The 15,762-nt window shown below is 69.9% G+C and carries 17 protein-coding genes; 11 read left to right on the top strand and 6 right to left on the bottom strand.

The window, feature by feature from the left end:
• The first annotated feature begins 99 nt into the window (after window positions 1–99).
• A complete protein-coding gene (locus BLP73_RS06400; RefSeq protein WP_090741535.1) occupies window positions 100–720 on the top strand; it encodes a TetR family transcriptional regulator C-terminal domain-containing protein in 621 nt (206 codons plus the stop codon).
• On the opposite strand, the gene BLP73_RS06395 is transcribed toward BLP73_RS06400, so the two are convergent.
• The gene (locus tag BLP73_RS06395) at window positions 696–1,304 is read right to left on the bottom strand and encodes a TetR/AcrR family transcriptional regulator (protein WP_090741533.1); all 609 of its coding nucleotides are present in this window, start codon (window positions 1,302–1,304) and stop codon (window positions 696–698) included. The two genes, BLP73_RS06400 and BLP73_RS06395, sit on opposite strands and share 25 nt — an antisense overlap.
• Window positions 1,305–1,449: 145 nt before the next feature.
• Window positions 1,450–2,010 (bottom strand): peptidoglycan L,D-endopeptidase MepK, encoded by a 561-nt coding sequence (mepK, locus tag BLP73_RS06390; RefSeq protein ID WP_090741531.1) that lies wholly within the window; start codon window positions 2,008–2,010, stop codon window positions 1,450–1,452.
• A gap of 302 nt (window positions 2,011–2,312) precedes the next feature.
• Between mepK and BLP73_RS06385 the strand changes: the two genes are divergently transcribed.
• From BLP73_RS06385 to BLP73_RS06370, 4 genes are all read left to right on the top strand, one after another.
• A complete protein-coding gene (locus BLP73_RS06385; RefSeq protein WP_090741529.1) occupies window positions 2,313–3,923 on the top strand; it encodes a L,D-transpeptidase family protein in 1,611 nt (536 codons plus the stop codon).
• An 82-nt stretch (window positions 3,924–4,005) separates the two neighbouring features.
• The gene (gene lpxD, locus BLP73_RS06380; protein ID WP_090741528.1) at window positions 4,006–5,106 is read left to right on the top strand and encodes a UDP-3-O-(3-hydroxymyristoyl)glucosamine N-acyltransferase; all 1,101 of its coding nucleotides are present in this window, start codon (window positions 4,006–4,008) and stop codon (window positions 5,104–5,106) included.
• 12 nt (window positions 5,107–5,118) lie between these two features.
• Window positions 5,119–5,385: an acyl carrier protein gene (locus BLP73_RS06375; RefSeq protein ID WP_090741526.1), complete on the top strand. Its 267-nt coding sequence runs from the start codon at window positions 5,119–5,121 to the stop codon at window positions 5,383–5,385.
• 128 nt (window positions 5,386–5,513) lie between these two features.
• Window positions 5,514–6,722, top strand: a complete 1,209-nt coding sequence (locus tag BLP73_RS06370; protein ID WP_090742079.1) for a beta-ketoacyl-[acyl-carrier-protein] synthase family protein — start codon at window positions 5,514–5,516, stop codon at window positions 6,720–6,722.
• Window positions 6,723–6,768: 46 nt separating this feature from the next.
• Here the strand turns inward: BLP73_RS06370 and BLP73_RS06365 are convergent, their stop codons facing one another.
• Both BLP73_RS06365 and BLP73_RS06360 read right to left on the bottom strand, forming a co-directional pair.
• A complete protein-coding gene (locus BLP73_RS06365; protein WP_090741524.1) occupies window positions 6,769–7,338 on the bottom strand; it encodes a type 1 glutamine amidotransferase domain-containing protein in 570 nt (189 codons plus the stop codon).
• Window positions 7,339–7,501: 163 nt separating this feature from the next.
• Window positions 7,502–8,374, bottom strand: coding sequence for an invasion associated locus B family protein (locus BLP73_RS06360; protein ID WP_090741522.1), 873 nt, complete (start codon window positions 8,372–8,374; stop codon window positions 7,502–7,504).
• Between the two features lie 286 nt (window positions 8,375–8,660).
• Here BLP73_RS06360 and hemA point away from each other — a divergent pair, with 286 nt between their 5' ends.
• On the top strand, window positions 8,661–9,890 hold the full coding sequence (gene hemA, locus BLP73_RS06355) for a 5-aminolevulinate synthase (RefSeq protein ID WP_090741520.1): 1,230 nt from the start codon (window positions 8,661–8,663) through the stop codon (window positions 9,888–9,890).
• A gap of 109 nt (window positions 9,891–9,999) precedes the next feature.
• Window positions 10,000–11,304 (top strand): helix-turn-helix domain-containing protein, encoded by a 1,305-nt coding sequence (locus tag BLP73_RS06350; protein ID WP_245686572.1) that lies wholly within the window; start codon window positions 10,000–10,002, stop codon window positions 11,302–11,304.
• Between the two features lie 13 nt (window positions 11,305–11,317).
• Here BLP73_RS06350 and BLP73_RS06345 read toward each other — a convergent pair whose 3' ends face one another.
• Entirely contained in the window at window positions 11,318–12,367 is a 1,050-nt protein-coding gene (locus BLP73_RS06345) for a dipeptidase (protein ID WP_090741518.1), read from the bottom strand.
• A gap of 135 nt (window positions 12,368–12,502) precedes the next feature.
• Between BLP73_RS06345 and BLP73_RS06340 the strand changes: the two genes are divergently transcribed.
• Together BLP73_RS06340 and parA are read left to right on the top strand one after the other, a co-directional pair.
• Window positions 12,503–12,826, top strand: a complete 324-nt coding sequence (locus BLP73_RS06340; protein WP_090741516.1) for an antibiotic biosynthesis monooxygenase family protein — start codon at window positions 12,503–12,505, stop codon at window positions 12,824–12,826.
• Between the two features lie 83 nt (window positions 12,827–12,909).
• Window positions 12,910–13,542, top strand: a complete 633-nt coding sequence (gene parA, locus BLP73_RS06335) for a ParA family partition ATPase (RefSeq protein ID WP_090741515.1) — start codon at window positions 12,910–12,912, stop codon at window positions 13,540–13,542.
• Between the two features lie 12 nt (window positions 13,543–13,554).
• Here parA and BLP73_RS06330 read toward each other — a convergent pair whose 3' ends face one another.
• Window positions 13,555–13,905 (bottom strand): hypothetical protein, encoded by a 351-nt coding sequence (locus BLP73_RS06330; protein ID WP_245686571.1) that lies wholly within the window; start codon window positions 13,903–13,905, stop codon window positions 13,555–13,557.
• 228 nt (window positions 13,906–14,133) lie between these two features.
• Here BLP73_RS06330 and BLP73_RS06325 point away from each other — a divergent pair, with 228 nt between their 5' ends.
• Window positions 14,134–14,832: an HAD family hydrolase gene (locus tag BLP73_RS06325; protein WP_090741513.1), complete on the top strand. Its 699-nt coding sequence runs from the start codon at window positions 14,134–14,136 to the stop codon at window positions 14,830–14,832.
• Window positions 14,829–15,737: a DMT family transporter gene (locus BLP73_RS06320; protein ID WP_090741511.1), complete on the top strand. Its 909-nt coding sequence runs from the start codon at window positions 14,829–14,831 to the stop codon at window positions 15,735–15,737. Before BLP73_RS06325 ends, BLP73_RS06320 begins: the two co-directional genes overlap by 4 nt.
• Window positions 15,738–15,762: the final 25 nt, after the last annotated feature.

Raw genomic sequence — 15,762 nt, 5'->3', positions numbered from 1 at the left:
CATTGGCAGTCAAGCATTCTGAACCGGGACGGACCCGGCAGGCACCGGAAGCGGCACCAGGTTTGCCTAATTTGCGATCATGCCGAAAGGGCACGCGCGATGACAGAACGAAATTCGGCCCCCAGCCTGTCCCGCATCCAGCAGAAGAACCGCGAGCTGATCCTTGGCGGCGCGCTCGAGGCGTTCTCGGCGGGCGGCTTCCGGGGCGCGACCATCGACCAGATCGCGCGCCATGCCGGGCTTTCAAAGCCGAACGTGCTCTATTACTTCACCTCGAAGGACGAGATCCACAAGGCGCTGCTGACCTCGCTGCTGGAGATGTGGCTGGCGCCCCTGCAGCGCATCGATCCGGCCGGCGAGCCGCTGGCGGAGGTGCTGGCCTACGTGCGCGCGAAGCTGCAGATGTCGCGGGACTTTCCCCGCGAAAGCCGGCTTTTCGCCTACGAGATCCTGGAGGGCGCGCCGCATCTGACCGAGATCCTCGGCGGCGGGCTGCGGCAGATCGTGGACGAGGCGGCCGCCGTCCTGCGGCGCTGGATGGCGGAGGGGCGGCTGGCGCAGGTCGATCCGCATCACCTGATCTTCTCGATCTGGTCGATGACGCAGCATTACGCCGATTTCGACGTGCAGGTCCGCGCGGTGCTAGGTCCGGGCCGCGATCCGCTAAACGAGGCGGCGGCCTTCCTCGACGCGCTTTACCGCAAGCTGCTGTCGCCCTGATCCCCGGCGCGGCCGAGAAGTTCGGCGGCCGTCATGATCAGCGACAGGTTCTCATGCGCGGCGGCAATGAAGTCGCTGCGCTCGCCCGAGACCCAGTCCTTCGTCGCGGCATTGGTGGCGGCGATGATCGCGGCCGCCAGGATCTCGACGAGTCGCGGGTCCGAGCCGGGCATCCGCCGGTGCAGCAGCCCACGCATCTGCGCGCGGCGCGACAGCATGGCGCTGTTGCGCAGCGCCTCGAGCTTGGGGTCGGTCTCGCTGAGCGCAAGCAGGTGGCCGATCATGTCCCGCTCGTCGAGAAAGCGCGCCAGATGCGCCTCGATCAGCGCGGCGAGGTCGTCGATCAGGCGGCCCTTGCCGTTCACGAAGGCCTCGGAGGCCTCGGCCGGGTAGTCCGGGGGCGGGCCCATCAGCGCCGCCTCCTTGTAGGGGTAGTAGTTGAAGAAGGTCCGGGTGCTGATTTCGGCCTGCCGGGCGATCGCCTCAGTCGTGACATTGGCGAGGCCGTCCCGGACCGCCAGTTCCACGGCAACGGCCTGGATCTTCTTGGCCGTGCGGTAGCGCCGATTGACTTGCAGGTTCATCTGGCTCCGATCCGAAGGCTTGCAGCATCCGCGTCACGGCGTGGACCATAGCCCCTCGCCGCCGGGCGCCTGGTCCCGTCATGACAGATCGCGGCGCTTGCCGCAAGGCAGGCACCGCGATGGAAGTCCCTGACGAGGCTGGCGATCAGCTGCCCCAGGTGCGGACCGGGCCGCAATCCATGTGCACGAAGTTCGACCGGCTGTAGCGGCCGACGCCGCCCGCGCGGCAGGCCACCGCCGCCTGATACATCTGCCCGACCGAGCGCGACTTGAGCCGCAGGTCGGCCGCCTTGCCGGTCATGTGCAGCGAGTTCTGCGCGACGCCGCCGGACTGACGGCGCAGCATCGCGTTGGTGCGCGGCGAGCGGTAGCCCGAGAGCATCATGTAGGGCTCGTTCGTCTGCAGCAGGCGCGCCGAGGCGGCGGCCACGTCCACGGTGCGCGGATCGATCCCGATCACCTCGCCGCTGCGCCAGTCGCGCATGAAGACGTTGATCTCGTTCAGGGCCTCGCGGATGTACTTGCCGTCCACCCAGTAGACCGTGTCGATGCTTTCGCCGGTGCGGCCCGAATACATGCGCACGCGGCGGTAGTCGCCCGCGCCGCGCAGAAAACCGAACGCATTTGCCATCACCGGTGCGGCAGCAACGGTGGACGCCGCAAACACACCGAGGAGGCCGCGACGGGAGATAAGGTCCATTGTCATGTCAGATCGCCTGTCCTGCTTCGTTTTTGTGTCCGCGGCATCGCGCGGCAAGCCGGATTTTAGCCCCGGCCTGCTAACAATATGTCAAATCTTGGTGGGCAGCGAAACGGATTCTGGCCGTTGCGCATTGATCGAGGCGCCGTCGGCGAGAATCTGCCGAAACGTGCGGGATGTGGCAGCTTTGCTCGGGGCAGTTGCAAAGCGGCATCATCTGCATCCCGGGGCAGCGGGAACAGGTGCTTGTGACTGGCCGGGGCGCAGCGGCTGTGAGAACGTGAAAATTGCGTCGAGCGAGGGAAGTAATGAGTACGTACAACATCATCAGGTCGCTGACGCTGGCCTTGGTGGCGGCGATACCGGTGCCAGCGGCGGCGCAGCTGGGACAGGGTCATGCCGCTGCCGTGAGCGTGGCTCAGGCGCCACGGTTGAACTTCACGCCGGCCGAAATGGCACTTGCCGAGGCCGTCGCGGGCGACCTGGATCTTGCCAGCTTCTACGGCCGCAACGGCCTGCGCGCGGTGTTCCAAGGCGAATCGGGGGCGCCCTTGCGGGCGGCGTTGCAGGAGGCGATCGCGCAGGCGCCTCGCCACGGCATCCCCGTCATGCGCTACCAGCCAGAGGCGCTGGCCGCGGCCGGGCAGGGCCTGGAGGCCGAGCTGGCCCATGCCCGCGCGCTGGCGCGGCTGCTCTCGGACCTCTCGGGCGGGGTCCTGGTGCCGTCCCGCGTCGATCCCGAGATCAAGCGCGCGCGTCCCGACCGCGCGGTGGCCGAGATGATGGCGCGCGCGGTGGCGGCGCCCGACCCAGTGGCGGTGATCGCTGCGGCCGCGCCGGACCATCCGGCCTACCGGGCGCTGCAGGCCGCGTTGACCGGAGGCGCCGAACTGGCGATCCCGGCGCATCTTCCCGCGGTGCCCGAGGGGCTGTGGCGCGTGGGCAGCCGCGGGAGCGATCTTCCCCTGATGCGCGCGCGCCTCGAGGCGATGGGCTTCGGCGCGCCGACCGCGGACCCGGCGCTTTATGATGCCGCGTTTTCCGAGGCCGTGGCGCGGTTCCAGGACGCCGCCGGCCTGCCCTCGGACGGCATCGCCGGGCCGCAGACGATCCGCCGCCTGAACGGTGAGGGGCCTTCGGGGCGCGACCAGCGCCAGAGGGCGATCATGGTCGCGCTGGAGCGGCTGCGCTGGATGGGCGGCACCGACTTCTCGGCCCGCCATGTCTGGGTGAACATCCCCGACTACACCACCACCATCTCGCAGGACGGGGCCGAGGTCTTCCGCACCCGCAGCGTCGTCGGCAAGGACACCGCCGAGATGCGCACGCCCGAGTTCTCGGACGTGATCTCGCACCTCGTCGTCAACCCCAGCTGGAACGTCCCGCGCTCGATCACGAACCGCGACTACCTGCCGAAGCTGCGGGCTAACGCGAACGCGCTGTCGCACCTCGATGTGGTGGACGGGCGCGGCAACATCGTCCCGCGCGGCCAGGTCAACTTCAACGCCGCCAGCTTCCCCTACCGCCTGCGCCAGAAGCCGAGCGCGGACAATGCCCTGGGCGAGGTGAAGTTCATCTTCCCCAACCAGTGGAACATCTACCTGCACGACACGCCGACGCGGCACCTCTTCGGGCAGAACATGCGCGCCCATTCCAACGGCTGCATCCGCATCGCCGATCCGGTGGACCTGGCCCATGCACTGCTCTCGGTGCAGACTGACGATCCGGCCGCGGTCTATCGCCGCGCGCGGGACAGCGGCCGCGAGACCTGGCTGACGCTGCGGCCCGGCGTGCCGGTGCATCTGGTCTACTTCACCGCCTGGCCGGATTCCTCGGGACAGGTGCGGATGGCGGCCGACATCTACGGCAGGGACGCCCGCATCTGGCAGGCGCTGGAGGCCGAGGGCTTCGGCAGCTGACAGGTCCGCGACGCAGATGTGAGCCGCGGCGTCTGGCCTTGGCCGGGCAAACGCGTTAATCCGCAAGGCGAAAGGGGGCCTCATGGCGATCACCATTGCCGAGCTTGCCCGCGCGCTGGATGCACGTTTCTGGGGCGAGGACAGCCTGACCGTCACCGGCGCCGCCGAGCCGGCCCAGACCCCGCCGGTCGAGGGCGGCAGCGGGCTCATCGCGATGGCCATGTCGCCGCGCTACGCCGCCGCGCTGGCCCCCGGCAGCATGGCCCTTCTGGCCGAGGGCATGGACCCCGAGACCTACGGCCTGCGCGCCGCGATCTTCGCGCCCCGCCCGCGGCTCGTGATGGCCGGGCTGACCCGCGCCTTCGATCCCGGCCCCGACATCGCCCCCGGCATCCACCCGAGCGCCGTCATCGACCCCTCGGCCCGGATCGGCGAGGGCGCGGCCATCGCGCCCTTCGTCGTCATCGGCGCCGGCGTCGAGATCGGTCCCGGCGCGCGCATCGGCGCCCATGTCAGCATCGGCCGTGGCAGCCGCATCGGCGCCGAGGCCGTGATCCATCCCGGCGCGCGCATCGCCCACGGCGTCATCGCGGGCGACCGGCTGATCGTGCAGCCCGGCGCCTCGATCGGCGGCGACGGCTTCTCCTTCGTCACGCCCGAGGAATCGGGCATCGAGGAGATCCGCCGCACGCTCGGCACCCGCGAGGGGATCAAGGCGCAGCACTGGACGCGCATCCATTCTCTCGGCGGGGTCGAGATCGGCGACGATGTCGAGATCGGCGCCAATGCCACGATCGACCGCGGCACGATCCGGGCCACGCGCGTCGGCTCGGGCACCAAGATCGACAACCTCGTGCAGCTGGGCCACAACGTCGTGGTCGGCCGCGACTGCCTGCTCTGCGGCCTCGTGGGGGTCGCGGGCTCGTCCCGGATCGGCGACCGGGTGGTGCTGGCGGGGCAGGTGGGCGTGTCGGACAACATCGAGATCGGCGACGACGTCATCGCGGGCGGGGCGACCAAGATCTTCACCCGCGTGCCCTCGGGCCGCGTGGTGCTGGGCAACCCGGCGGTGAAGATGGAGACGCAGATGGAGATCCAGAAGGCCGTGCGCCGGCTGCCGCGTGTCATGCAGCAGTTGTCGAAGTTTCAGGAAAGCGTGACACGCCTGTTGGAAAAGGGCTGATCAGGAGGCGACATGACAGACGACATCCGAAACCGCATCCGCACCATCATCGCCGAGCAGGCCATGCTGGAGCCCGACCAGGTGACCGACGAGGCGACGCCTGCCGACCTGGGCATCGACAGCCTCGGCCTGGTCGAGTCGATCTTCGCCCTCGAGGAAGAGTTCGACATCTCGATCCCCTTCAACGCCAACGAGCCCGAGAAGTCCGAGTTCGACATCTCGAACATGGGCACCATCATCGCCGCGGTCGAGCGGCTGGTGGCGGAAAAGGGCGCATGAGCCGGAAGAAGTCCGACGGCCCGAAGGGCGCCCGGCCCGCGCCCGCTGCCAGTTCCGAGGCGCTGGCCGATGCCGGCATCAAGGCGCCGCAGGTCGCGGGCACCGGTGGGCTGACCGGCCGCGGGGGGCTGCGCCGCGTGGTCATCACCGGAGCCGGGACGATCAACGCGCTTGGTCATGACGTGCCGACCACGCTGGCCGCCTATCGCGAGGGGCGCTGCGGGATCACCCAACTCGAGTTCCGCGATGTCGAGCGGCTGTCGATCCAGATCGGCGCGCAGGTCCACGACTGGACGCCCGAGACCTACTTCAACCGCCAGCAGATCCTGCTCTACGACAAGTTCACCCAGTTCACGCTTCTGGCCGCCAAGCAGGCCGTCGAGCAGTCGGGCCTGCATTTCGAGGGCGCGCTCGGCTTCCGCTCGGGCGTGGTGCTGGGCACGGCGGGTGGCGGGCTGAACACCTGGGACGAGAATTACCGTGCGGTTTATGAAGAGGGGAAGAACCGCGTCCATCCCTTCGTCGTCCCCAAGCTGATGAACAACGCCGCCGCCTCTCATGTCAGCATGGAGTTCGGCCTGCGCGGTCCCGCCTTCACCGTCGCGACGGCCTGCGCCAGCAGCAACCACGCGATGGGGCTGGCCTTCCAGATGGTCCGCTCGGGCGCGGCAGAGGTCATGCTGTCGGGCGGCTCCGAGGCGATGCTCTGCTTCGGCGGGGTCAAGGCCTGGGAAGGGCTGCGCGTCATGTCCAAGGACGCCTGCCGCCCCTTCAGCGCCAACCGCAACGGCATGGTCCAGGGCGAGGGCGCGGGCGTCTTCGTCTTCGAGGATTACGAGCACGCCCGCGAGCGTGGCGCCGACATCCTGGCCGAGGTGGTGGGCTTCGCCATGTCCTCGGACGCGCAGGACATCGTCATGCCCTCGGCGCAGGGGGCCGAGCGGGCGATCACGGGCGCGATGCTGGACGGCGGGCTGAACCCCGAGGATGTCGGCTACATCAACGCCCACGGCACCGGCACGGCGGCCAATGACAAGACGGAATGCGCCGCCGTGGCCCATGCCTTCGGCCACCATGCGGACCGGCTGATGATCTCGTCCACGAAGTCGATGCACGGCCACCTGATCGGCGGCACCGGCGCGGTCGAGCTGCTCGCTTGCATCATGGCGCTGCGCGACGGGGTCATCGCCCCCACGATCGGCTATCAGGAGCCGGACCCGGAATGCGCGCTCGACGTGGTGCCGAACGAGGCGCGCGACGCGAAGGTGGACGTGGTCCTGTCGAACGCCTTCGCCTTCGGCGGTCTGAACGCGGTGATCGCGCTGCGGCGGGTCTGACCGCCGCAGCGCTGCGGTTCAATCGCTCTGCATCAGGCGCTGCGGATCAGGCGCTGCGGGCCTGCGCCTCGTGCCGCCCTTCAGCAAATTCCTCGACCAGCTTGGCGCAGAAGGCCGGAAGGTCGTCCGGCTTGCGGCTGGTGACGAGGCCGCTGTCGGTCACCACCTCCTGGTCGGTCCATTCGGCGCCGGCGTTCCGCAGATCAGTCGCGAGCGAGGGGTAGGACGTCACCTTGCGGCCCTGAAGCACGTCCGCCTCGGCCAGAAGCCAGGGACCGTGGCAGATCGCCCCGACCGGCTTGCCGGCCGCGAAGAAGGCCTTGACCAGCGCGACGACGTCCTTGTCCGCGCGCAGCTTGTCCGCGCCGACCGTGCCGCCGGGGATCACGAGCCCGTCGAAGTCATCGGCCGAGACATCGCCGGCCGTCCGGTCCACGTCATACTTGGCGCCCGGATCTAGATCGCCATTCACCGTCTCGGCGCTGCCGGTCTCGATCCCGACGACGGTGACCTCGGCCCCGGCCTCCTTCAGCGCGTCGCGCGGCTGCACGAATTCCGGCTCTTCCGTGCCACGCGGCGCGATCAGCAGCGCGATCTTCTTCCCATCCAGTTTCATGTGCCTGTCCTTTCGGCTTTTGCTGCCGGACCGATCCGCCCGGCACAGCCCGCACAACGCGGCGCCGGAGCGAAAAGGTCCGGGGCGTCACGGCGACATGAAAAAGCCGCGCCCAGGGGGGGCGCGGCCTTGATCTGCCGGTCGGCAGGATCACGCGGCAGGATCACTCGGCGGGCGCATCCTCGGCCGGAGCGGCTTCGGCGGGGGCGTCGGCGGCATCCTCCTGCGGCTCGGGCGCGGGCGCGGCGGCATAGGCCGTCAGCGAGTCGAAGGCTGCCGTGAAGCCGGTCAACGAGAAGGACAGGCGCACCGGCTGTTCGGCGTCGCCCCCGAAGGGCACCAGCTGCACGGTGCCGCGGTTGCCGCGCTTCATCGCGGCCAGCTCGGCATCGGTGAAGCCGAGGCGCGAGACGCAGCCGACCGGCGTGCAGACGCTGAACGGGTAGCCGCGCATCTCGCCGTTGTCGACCTGCAGGCCGAGGCCCTCGATCAGGTCCGTCTCGAGCGGGGCGATCAGTGTGGCGCCGGCCGCGACCTGGCCATTCGTCAGCGGGATCAGGGTGAACTCGGCGACGGCGTTTTCATCCTCGTCGCTGAGCAGCTTGTACATCTCGCACGGGTCCTTGCCCTGGCCCGCCCGGATGCAGCGGATCATCCAGTCGCCGTGCTCTTCCATCAGGTAGTAGCTTCCGACGCGCGGCTCACCCTCCTCGGCCGCCGGATCGGCCGGGGCAGCCGCTCCATCGGTGGCCGGAGCGTCGGCCGCGGGCGCATCCCCGGCGCCCGCCTCGGCATCCGCGGCATCCTCTGCGGCCGGTGCGTCGGCATCGGCAGCGGGCGCCCCTGCGGCCGGCGAGTCGGCTTCGGGCGCGGCGACGTCCGTGGCCGGCGCGGCGGGGAGGGGCGATTGCGGGGCGGGCGCGGCCTCGGTCCCGGCGGCGGTGCCCTCGGCGGGGGCGGTCTCCTGCGCCAGTGCGGCGGGCGCCGTCGAAAGGGCCAGCGCGGCCAGAAGCGCGTGCGCGGGTTTCATGAACATGGTTTCTTCCCTTTGCTCAGAGCTTTGGCAGGCGGACTATCACGGCCCGCGGGAATTGTCAGCGCGGATCGGCGGGCTCGGCATCACCTTGCCTTGACCGCCGGGAGAGGCGCGCCCACATCGCTCGTGAACGTGACGGACAGCGCTTAAGACGTCGGCCCTATTGATCTTTAGTCGTGTTGCGACGTTTTGGGCCTGTCTTTTTCCGACCTTGACCTCTATCAATGTCGGGCCGCGCGCGATGGACGATGATCGCACCCAGCCAGTTTGCAAGGGAACGCCCGCAATGAACTACGACGCCGCCTTGGACCAGGCCATCGCCCGACTGCATGAGGAAGGCCGCTACCGGACCTTCATCGACATCGAGCGTGCCAAGGGCCGGTTCCCGCAGGCGGTGTGGAACCGCCCCGACGGCGAGCGGCAGGAGATCACCGTCTGGTGCGGCAACGACTATCTGGGCATGGGCCAGCACCCGGCCGTCCTCTCCGCGATGCACGAGGCGCTGGACGCGACCGGCGCCGGTTCGGGCGGCACGCGCAACATCTCGGGCACGACGGTCTATCACAAGCGGCTTGAGGCCGAGCTGGCGGACCTGCACGGCAAGGAAGCCTCGCTGGTCTTCTCGTCGGCCTACATCGCCAATGACGCGACGTTGTCCACGCTGCCGAAGCTGTTTCCCGGCCTCATCATCTATTCGGACGAGCTGAACCACGCCTCGATGATCGAGGGGATCAAGCGCAACGGTGGCGCCAAGCGCATCTTCCGGCACAACGACGTGGCGCATCTGCGCCAGTTGCTGGAGGCGGACGATCCTGCCGCGCCGAAGCTGATCGCCTTCGAGTCGATCTACTCGATGGACGGGGATTTCGGGCCCATCGCGGCGATCTGCGACCTGGCCGACGAGTTCGGCGCCCTGACCTATCTGGACGAGGTCCACGCGGTCGGCATGTACGGCCCCCGCGGCGGCGGCGTGGCCGAGCGCGACCGCATCGCGCACCGGCTGGACATCATCAACGGCACGCTCGGCAAGGCCTTCGGCGTCTTCGGCGGCTACATCGTAGCCAGCGCAAAGATGTGCGACGCGATCCGCTCCTATGCACCGGGCTTCATCTTCACGACCTCGCTTCCACCTGCGGTTGCAGCGGGGGCGGCCGCGTCCATCGCCTTCCTCAAGACTGCCGAGGGCCAGAAGCTGCGCGACGCGCAGCAGCTGCACGCGCGCATCCTGAAGATGCGGCTCAAGTCGCTCGGCATGCCGATCATCGACCACGGCAGCCACATCGTGCCGGTCCATGTCGGGCATCCCGTTCACTGCAAGGCCTTGTCGGACATGCTGCTGCGCGATCACGGCATCTACGTGCAGCCGATCAACTTCCCCACCGTGCCGCGCGGCACCGAGCGGCTGCGCTTCACGCCCTCGCCGGTGCACGATCCCAAGCAGATCGACCACCTCGTGCGCGCCATGGACAGCCTGTGGTCACACTGTGCCCTGAATCGCGCGGAATTGAGTGCCTGATCGCAATCCCTGGTGAACTGCTCTCGTCTGCGTGATAACGTCCAGATAAACAACCCTGGGTGGGGGCGTGATTCGTCCCTCCTGACAACGGGCGCATGAGGCAACAAAGATGAGCAGGCTGCGGGCACAGCACCCGGCAGAGGAGTTCGCGCAGGTGGAGGGAACGCACGTCTTCCTCGATGATGACACGCGCCTTGGCGATGTCATGCGCGGCGAACGCGCCACCTTGGGCAAGTCGCTGCTGGACGTGCAGCGCGAGTTGCGCATCCGCGCCTCCTACGTGGCTGCCATCGAGAACTGCGACATCTCGGCCTTCGACGCGCCCAGCTTCATCTCGGGCTATGTCCGCTCCTATGCGCGCTATCTCGGGATGGACCCGGACTGGACCTTCCGCCGCTTCTGCACCGAATCGGGCTTCCAGCCGACGCATGGCATGGCCCCCTCGGCCTCGGGGCCGAAGCCGGTGCGCCGCCCATCGGACCCGGCGGAGGCGCTGGCCAATCCGCGCGCGCTCTTCATTCCGCAGCAGCAGGGCTTCTTCTCGGACGTGGAGCCGCGCGCCATCGGCGCCGTGCTGGTGCTGGTCGCGCTGATCGCGGGCCTGGCCTATGGCGGCTTCTCGCTGCTTCAGGAGGTGCAGCGGGTGACGCTGGCGCCGGGTGACGAGCGGCCGGGCCTCGTGACCGAGCTTGACCCGACCCAAGGCGCCGGCCTTGCCGGCCCGCAGATCGAGACCGCCGATCCCGCCGACATCGCGCGCAGCCTGCCGCAGCCCGAGGCGCTGGACCGGCTCTATCGCCCGCAGATCCTCGAGGCGCCGGTGCTGACCGCGCGCGACGGACCGATCGCCTCGATCGATCCGGGCCTTCTGGACGGCGCCCTGACGGTCGAGCAGGTCATCGCCTCGGCCGGCACCATCGCGGCGGTGCCGCAGCCGGTCGCTGGCCCCGACCAGGTGCAGGGTCCGACCCTGCCTGCCGCGCTGGCCGATGCGGCCTCGGTGCCGGTGACCGAGCTTGCGCTTGGCGAGAGCGAGCCGGGCGTCCGCACGCTTGCCCCCGACGCGCCGCAGCTGGAGCTGATGGCGACGCGCCCGGCCTGGGTGCGCGTCACCTCGGCCGACGGGACGGTGCTGCTGGAGAAGACGATGGACGCGGGCGAGCGTTTCGCGCTGCCGAAGCTGGAAGAGCCGCCGCGGCTGCGGACCGGCAACTCGGGCGCCGTCTATTTCGCGGTGAACGGCCAGGCCTACGGCCCTGCCGCGCCCGGCGCGCAGGTCGTCAGCAATGTCGAGCTGTCCCCCGGCAGCCTGACCGAGCGTTTCGCGCTGGCCGATCTCGGCGCCGATCCCGCGCTGGCGCAGATGGTGGCAATGGTGCAGAGCCCGACCCCGGCCGAGGGTCAGGTCGAGTAGGCTTCGGCGGGCGTCAGGCCCGCCAGGTCCGTTCCAGCAGCCCGATCCAGTTTTCAGACGCGATCTTGCGGATCAGCGCCTCGCCATAGCCATGCGCCTCCATCGCCGCGATGAGGCGCGGCAGCGCGGCGGCATCCGGCAGATCGCGCGGCATCAGCGCGCCGTCGAAGTCCGACCCGAGGGCCACGCCCTCCTCGCCGAGGATGTCCAGCAGATGGTCGAGATGGCGCAGCATCACCTCGATCTCCTCCAGCGGCAGGCGCTTGCCGTCGGGGCGCAGGAAGCTCGAGGCGAAGTTGAGGCCGACCAGCCCCCGGCTCTCGGCGATCTGGCGCAGCTGGCGGTCGGTCAGGTTGCGGCTGCTGGGGCAGAGCGCGTGGACGTTGCTGTGGCTGGCGACCAGCGGCGCGTCCGACAGCGCGCCCACGTCGTTGAAGCCCGCCTCGTTCAGATGCGACAGGTCGATGAGGATGCCGAGCGCGTTGCACTCTGCGACAAGCCGCCGCCCCGACTCCGTCAGGCCGCCGCCCTGATCGGGCGAGGCCGGAAAGGCGAAGGGCACCCCTTCGGCATGGCGTGTCGGGCGGGACCAGACCGGCCCGAGCGAGCGAAGCCCCATCCCGTGCCACAGGTGCAGCGCCTCGCTGTCCGCGATCGCCTCGGCGCCCTCCATGTGCAGGATGGCCGCGATGCGCCCGGCCGCGATGCTGGCGCGCAGGCCATCGGCGTCGGTGACGATGTCCAGCGTTCCCGTCCGCTCCAGCATCCGCAACGCGGCCGCTTGGCGGAAGGCATGGGGCAGGGCGGCCTCGGCGGGAATCTCGTCGGGCAGGGGCAGGGCGAAGGGCGGGTTCTCCATCGCGGTGACCGCGGCCAGATCGTCCAGCGCCGCCGGCGTCGGCACCCAGATGGCGAAAAAGCCGCCGACCATGCCGCCCGCGCGCATCCGCGGCAGGTCCAGATGCCCGGTCCCGTCCCCTTCCAGCCACAGCCGCGCGCCCTCCGGCCCGGCGGCGACGACGCGTTGCAGGAAATCGTTGTGGCCGTCGAAGACCGGGATCATGGCAGCATCCTTCCGTCGCAGCGGGTGGTTCTGCGCAACATGCAACGCGCAAGGGGCGTCTGCAATGAGGCTTGCAGGACGGCCCCGCTGCGCTCAGGCTGACGGGACGGACACAGCCAGAGCAAGAGGCCCGCCATGCCCCAGATCAGCCGCGACTTCCAAGGCCAGACCGTCATCACCATCTTCGAGGTGACGCCCGGCAACGCCCATGACGTTCTCGACCTGCTGACCGAGGCGTGGGAGGGGGTCATCCGGCACCAGCCGGGCTGCCTCGGCGGGGCGATCCACCTCAACGACGCGCAGACGCGCATCGCTACCTATTCGCAGTGGCGCGACCGGCGCGATTACCAGGCGATGCTGCGCACGGCCGAGATGCGCCAGCGCAACCGCGACATCCACGCGCTCTGCAAGAGCTTCGAGCCGGTGCTCTACGAGGTGCAGGCCGTCTTCGACGCCTGACGATGCTGCACCCGCAGAAACATCGTGCAAACGCAGCAACGGGCCGCTAACGTGCCTCAGGCTCAGCGGCAGGAGGGGCAAGCATGGCAGGCCGCATCATCACGGTGGCGCAGCAGAAGGGCGGCTCGGGCAAGACGACGCTGGCGGTGAACCTGGCGGTCAGCCTGCACCGGCGCGGTCACTCCGTGGCGCTGATCGACACCGACCCGCAGGGCAGCATGGGCCGCTGGTTCATGGAGCGGGTGCAGGCGCGGGGCGAGGACGAGGCGATGGACTTCTCGACCTCCTCGGCCTGGGGGGCCAGCTACGAATCCGAGAAACTGAAGAAGCGCTTCGACTTCGTCATCATCGACACGCCGCCCAAGATCGACAGCGACCTGCGCCCGGCGCTGCGGGCGGCCGACCTGGTGCTGGTGCCGGTGGCGACGAGCCATGTGGACATATGGGCGACCGAGGGCGTTCTCGATCTGGCGCGGCGCGAGAAGGCCGAGGTGCTGGTCGTGCTGAACCGGACCCGCGCCCACACCCGCCTTGGGGTCGAGGTGGCGGAACGGGCGGCCGAACTGGGCGCGGACGTGGCGGGCACGCATATCGCCAACCGCGTGACCTATGCCGAGACCTTGGGGCAGGGCGAGGGCGTCGCGGATCGCGGCGGGACCGGCCCCGCCGTCACCGAGTTCGACGCCCTGACCGACGAGATCATCGCCCGGCTCTGACGGGCGGTGGCCTCAGCGCTGGCAGAGGCTTTCGGCGCGGCTCGCGAAGGCGCGGTAGCGGCTCCAGAAGGCGCTGTCGGCCTCGCGCTTGGAGGTGCGGACCTCCTGGGCGCGGTGCGGGTCGCTGAAGAACTGCGCCGCCCGGCGCTGGTCGGCGCGCGACAGGGTCTGGTTGGCGACCTGCTGGATGCAGCCGCAGAGCGGCGCGTTCCCACGGGCGCGGTCCGAGCGCACGCAGGCCGTGTCGATCGGTCCGGCCATCGCCAGCGGCGTGGTCAGGACCACCGCCGCGGCCGCGATGATCATGCGGTTCAGCATCTGGCGGCTAGGCAGGGGCGAGCCGTTGCTCTTGGTGTTCGGCATTCTCTGTCTCCTCGGGGTGCCGGGTCGTGCCCGGTCCTGATCCTCATTCAGGCGGCCCGGACCGCGCGGGGCCGGACCGAAAAGCGGCCGGGTTTGCCCCGGTCTCTGCGCTTCTCCTGCAACCTGCATAGCAAATCCGCGGCCTCACCTCAATCGCCGGCAACCGCCGGATTTGACAAAGCCGCGGCGGCGTGATCCTCGGGGCAGACGGGCGTCGGGGGCGGGCGGATGATCGAGGCGATCGGACTGGATGCGGATGACACGCTGTGGGAGAACGAGAGCTTCTTCCGCCTGACCGAGGCCGAGTTCTGCGCGCTGCTGGCCGATCACGGCGCGGCCGAGGACATCATCACCCGGCTCTTCGACGTCGAGCGGGCGAACCTGCGCCGCTACGGCTACGGCATCAAGGGCTTCATGCTGTCCATGGTCGAGACGGCGATCGAGCTGACGGACGGGGCGGTGGACGGTCGCACCATCGGCCGCATCCTCGATCTGGGGCGCGAGATGCTGGCCCATCCGGTCGACCTGCTGCCGGGGGTCGAGGCGGCGCTGGACGCGCTGGAGGGGCGGCGGCTGATCCTGATCACCAAGGGCGATCTGATGGACCAGGAGCGCAAGATCGCGGCCTCGGGCCTGGCCGAGCGTTTCGCGGCGGTCGAGATCCTGGCCGAGAAGTCGCCCGAGGCCTATGGCCGCGTCCTCTGGGCGCAGGGCATCGCGCCCGAGCGATTCCTGATGGCAGGCAATTCGATGAAGAGCGACGTGATCCCGGTGCTGGAGCTGGGGGGATGGGGCGTGTTCGTCCCGCACGAGGTGACTTGGGCGGCCGAACATGCCGACGCGCCCGACCATCCGCGCCTGCGCGAGATCGGCCGGCTGGACGAGCTGCCGGGGCTGGTCGAACGGATCGAAGGCGGCGCCGCATGACCGAGAACACCCGCGCCGCCCTGCTGATGACCGCGGCCATGGCGCTTTTCGCGATGGAGGATGCCTTCGTGAAGACGCTGACCGCCAGCCTGCCCGTGCCGCAGCTGCTGGCGATGACCGGCGCGGCGGGCATGGTCGTCTTCTGGCTGCGGATGAAGCGGCGGCGCCAGCCGCTGTTCTCGGCGGCGCTGCTGCATCCGATGGTCATGGCGCGCAACCTCGGCGAGGTCGTCGGCGCCTTCGGCTTCGTCACCGCGCTGGCCTGGGGCGATCTGGCGGTGGCCTCGGCCATCCTTCAGGTGTTGCCGCTGACCCTCGTCATGGGCGCGGCGCTGTTTCTGGGCGAGGCGGTGGGCTGGCGGCGCTGGCTCTCGGTCGCGGTGGGTTTCGCCGGCGTCCTCTTGATCCTGCGGCCGGGCGCGGCGGGGGTCGAGCCTTCCGCGCTTCTGGCAGTGGTCGGGGTGGCGGGGCTGACGCTGCGCGATCTGGCGACGCGCCGCATCCCGCCCGGCGTCCCCTCGGACCAGCTCTCGGCCTCGGCCTTCGGCGCGATGGTGCCCGCCGGGCTGGCGCTGACGCTGGCCTCCGGCACGGCCATCGTCGTGCCGGGAACGTTCGACACGGCGCTTTTGGCCGGGACGGTCCTCTTCGGCGTGCTGGGCTATGCCGCGCTGGTCGCGGCCTCGAGGCTCGGCGAGGCCTCGGTCGTGGCGCCCTTCCGCTACACGCGGCTGGCCTTCGCGCTGGTGGTCGCCGCCGTCGTCTTCGGCGAGCGGCCGGACGCGCTGACCCTTGCGGGCGCCGCCCTCATCGCCGCGGCCGGCGCCTACGCGATGTGGCGCGAGGCGCGCGTGCGGCGCCCGGCGCAGCCCGTCGACGGGCTCGTGCGCCCCGGCAGCCGCTGACGGCGACCAGCGCGGACCGGAACCG

Source organism: Paracoccus tibetensis, from assembly GCF_900102505.1.
Classification (GTDB): domain Bacteria; phylum Pseudomonadota; class Alphaproteobacteria; order Rhodobacterales; family Rhodobacteraceae; genus Paracoccus; species Paracoccus tibetensis.
This window is presented reverse-complemented; position numbering and strand designations above follow the sequence as displayed.

What these genes read in the sequence shown, in the direction of transcription:
- BLP73_RS06330 (WP_245686571.1), bottom strand. Translation starts at nt 13,905, where the DNA reads ATGCCGAACACCAAGAGCAACGGCTCGCCCCTGCCTAGCCGCCAGATG.
- BLP73_RS06360 (WP_090741522.1), bottom strand. Translation starts at nt 8,374, where the DNA reads ATGTTCATGAAACCCGCGCACGCGCTTCTGGCCGCGCTGGCCCTTTCG.
- BLP73_RS06365 (WP_090741524.1), bottom strand. Translation starts at nt 7,338, where the DNA reads ATGAAACTGGATGGGAAGAAGATCGCGCTGCTGATCGCGCCGCGTGGC.
- BLP73_RS06325 (WP_090741513.1), top strand. Translation starts at nt 14,134, where the DNA reads ATGATCGAGGCGATCGGACTGGATGCGGATGACACGCTGTGGGAGAAC.
- BLP73_RS06400 (WP_090741535.1), top strand. Translation starts at nt 100, where the DNA reads ATGACAGAACGAAATTCGGCCCCCAGCCTGTCCCGCATCCAGCAGAAG.
- BLP73_RS06375 (WP_090741526.1), top strand. Translation starts at nt 5,119, where the DNA reads ATGACAGACGACATCCGAAACCGCATCCGCACCATCATCGCCGAGCAG.
- BLP73_RS06385 (WP_090741529.1), top strand. Translation starts at nt 2,313, where the DNA reads ATGAGTACGTACAACATCATCAGGTCGCTGACGCTGGCCTTGGTGGCG.
- BLP73_RS06340 (WP_090741516.1), top strand. Translation starts at nt 12,503, where the DNA reads ATGCCCCAGATCAGCCGCGACTTCCAAGGCCAGACCGTCATCACCATC.
- lpxD (WP_090741528.1), top strand. Translation starts at nt 4,006, where the DNA reads ATGGCGATCACCATTGCCGAGCTTGCCCGCGCGCTGGATGCACGTTTC.
- BLP73_RS06345 (WP_090741518.1), bottom strand. Translation starts at nt 12,367, where the DNA reads ATGATCCCGGTCTTCGACGGCCACAACGATTTCCTGCAACGCGTCGTC.
- BLP73_RS06350 (WP_245686572.1), top strand. Translation starts at nt 10,000, where the DNA reads ATGAGCAGGCTGCGGGCACAGCACCCGGCAGAGGAGTTCGCGCAGGTG.
- BLP73_RS06320 (WP_090741511.1), top strand. Translation starts at nt 14,829, where the DNA reads ATGACCGAGAACACCCGCGCCGCCCTGCTGATGACCGCGGCCATGGCG.
- BLP73_RS06395 (WP_090741533.1), bottom strand. Translation starts at nt 1,304, where the DNA reads ATGAACCTGCAAGTCAATCGGCGCTACCGCACGGCCAAGAAGATCCAG.
- mepK (WP_090741531.1), bottom strand. Translation starts at nt 2,010, where the DNA reads ATGACAATGGACCTTATCTCCCGTCGCGGCCTCCTCGGTGTGTTTGCG.
- hemA (WP_090741520.1), top strand. Translation starts at nt 8,661, where the DNA reads ATGAACTACGACGCCGCCTTGGACCAGGCCATCGCCCGACTGCATGAG.
- parA (WP_090741515.1), top strand. Translation starts at nt 12,910, where the DNA reads ATGGCAGGCCGCATCATCACGGTGGCGCAGCAGAAGGGCGGCTCGGGC.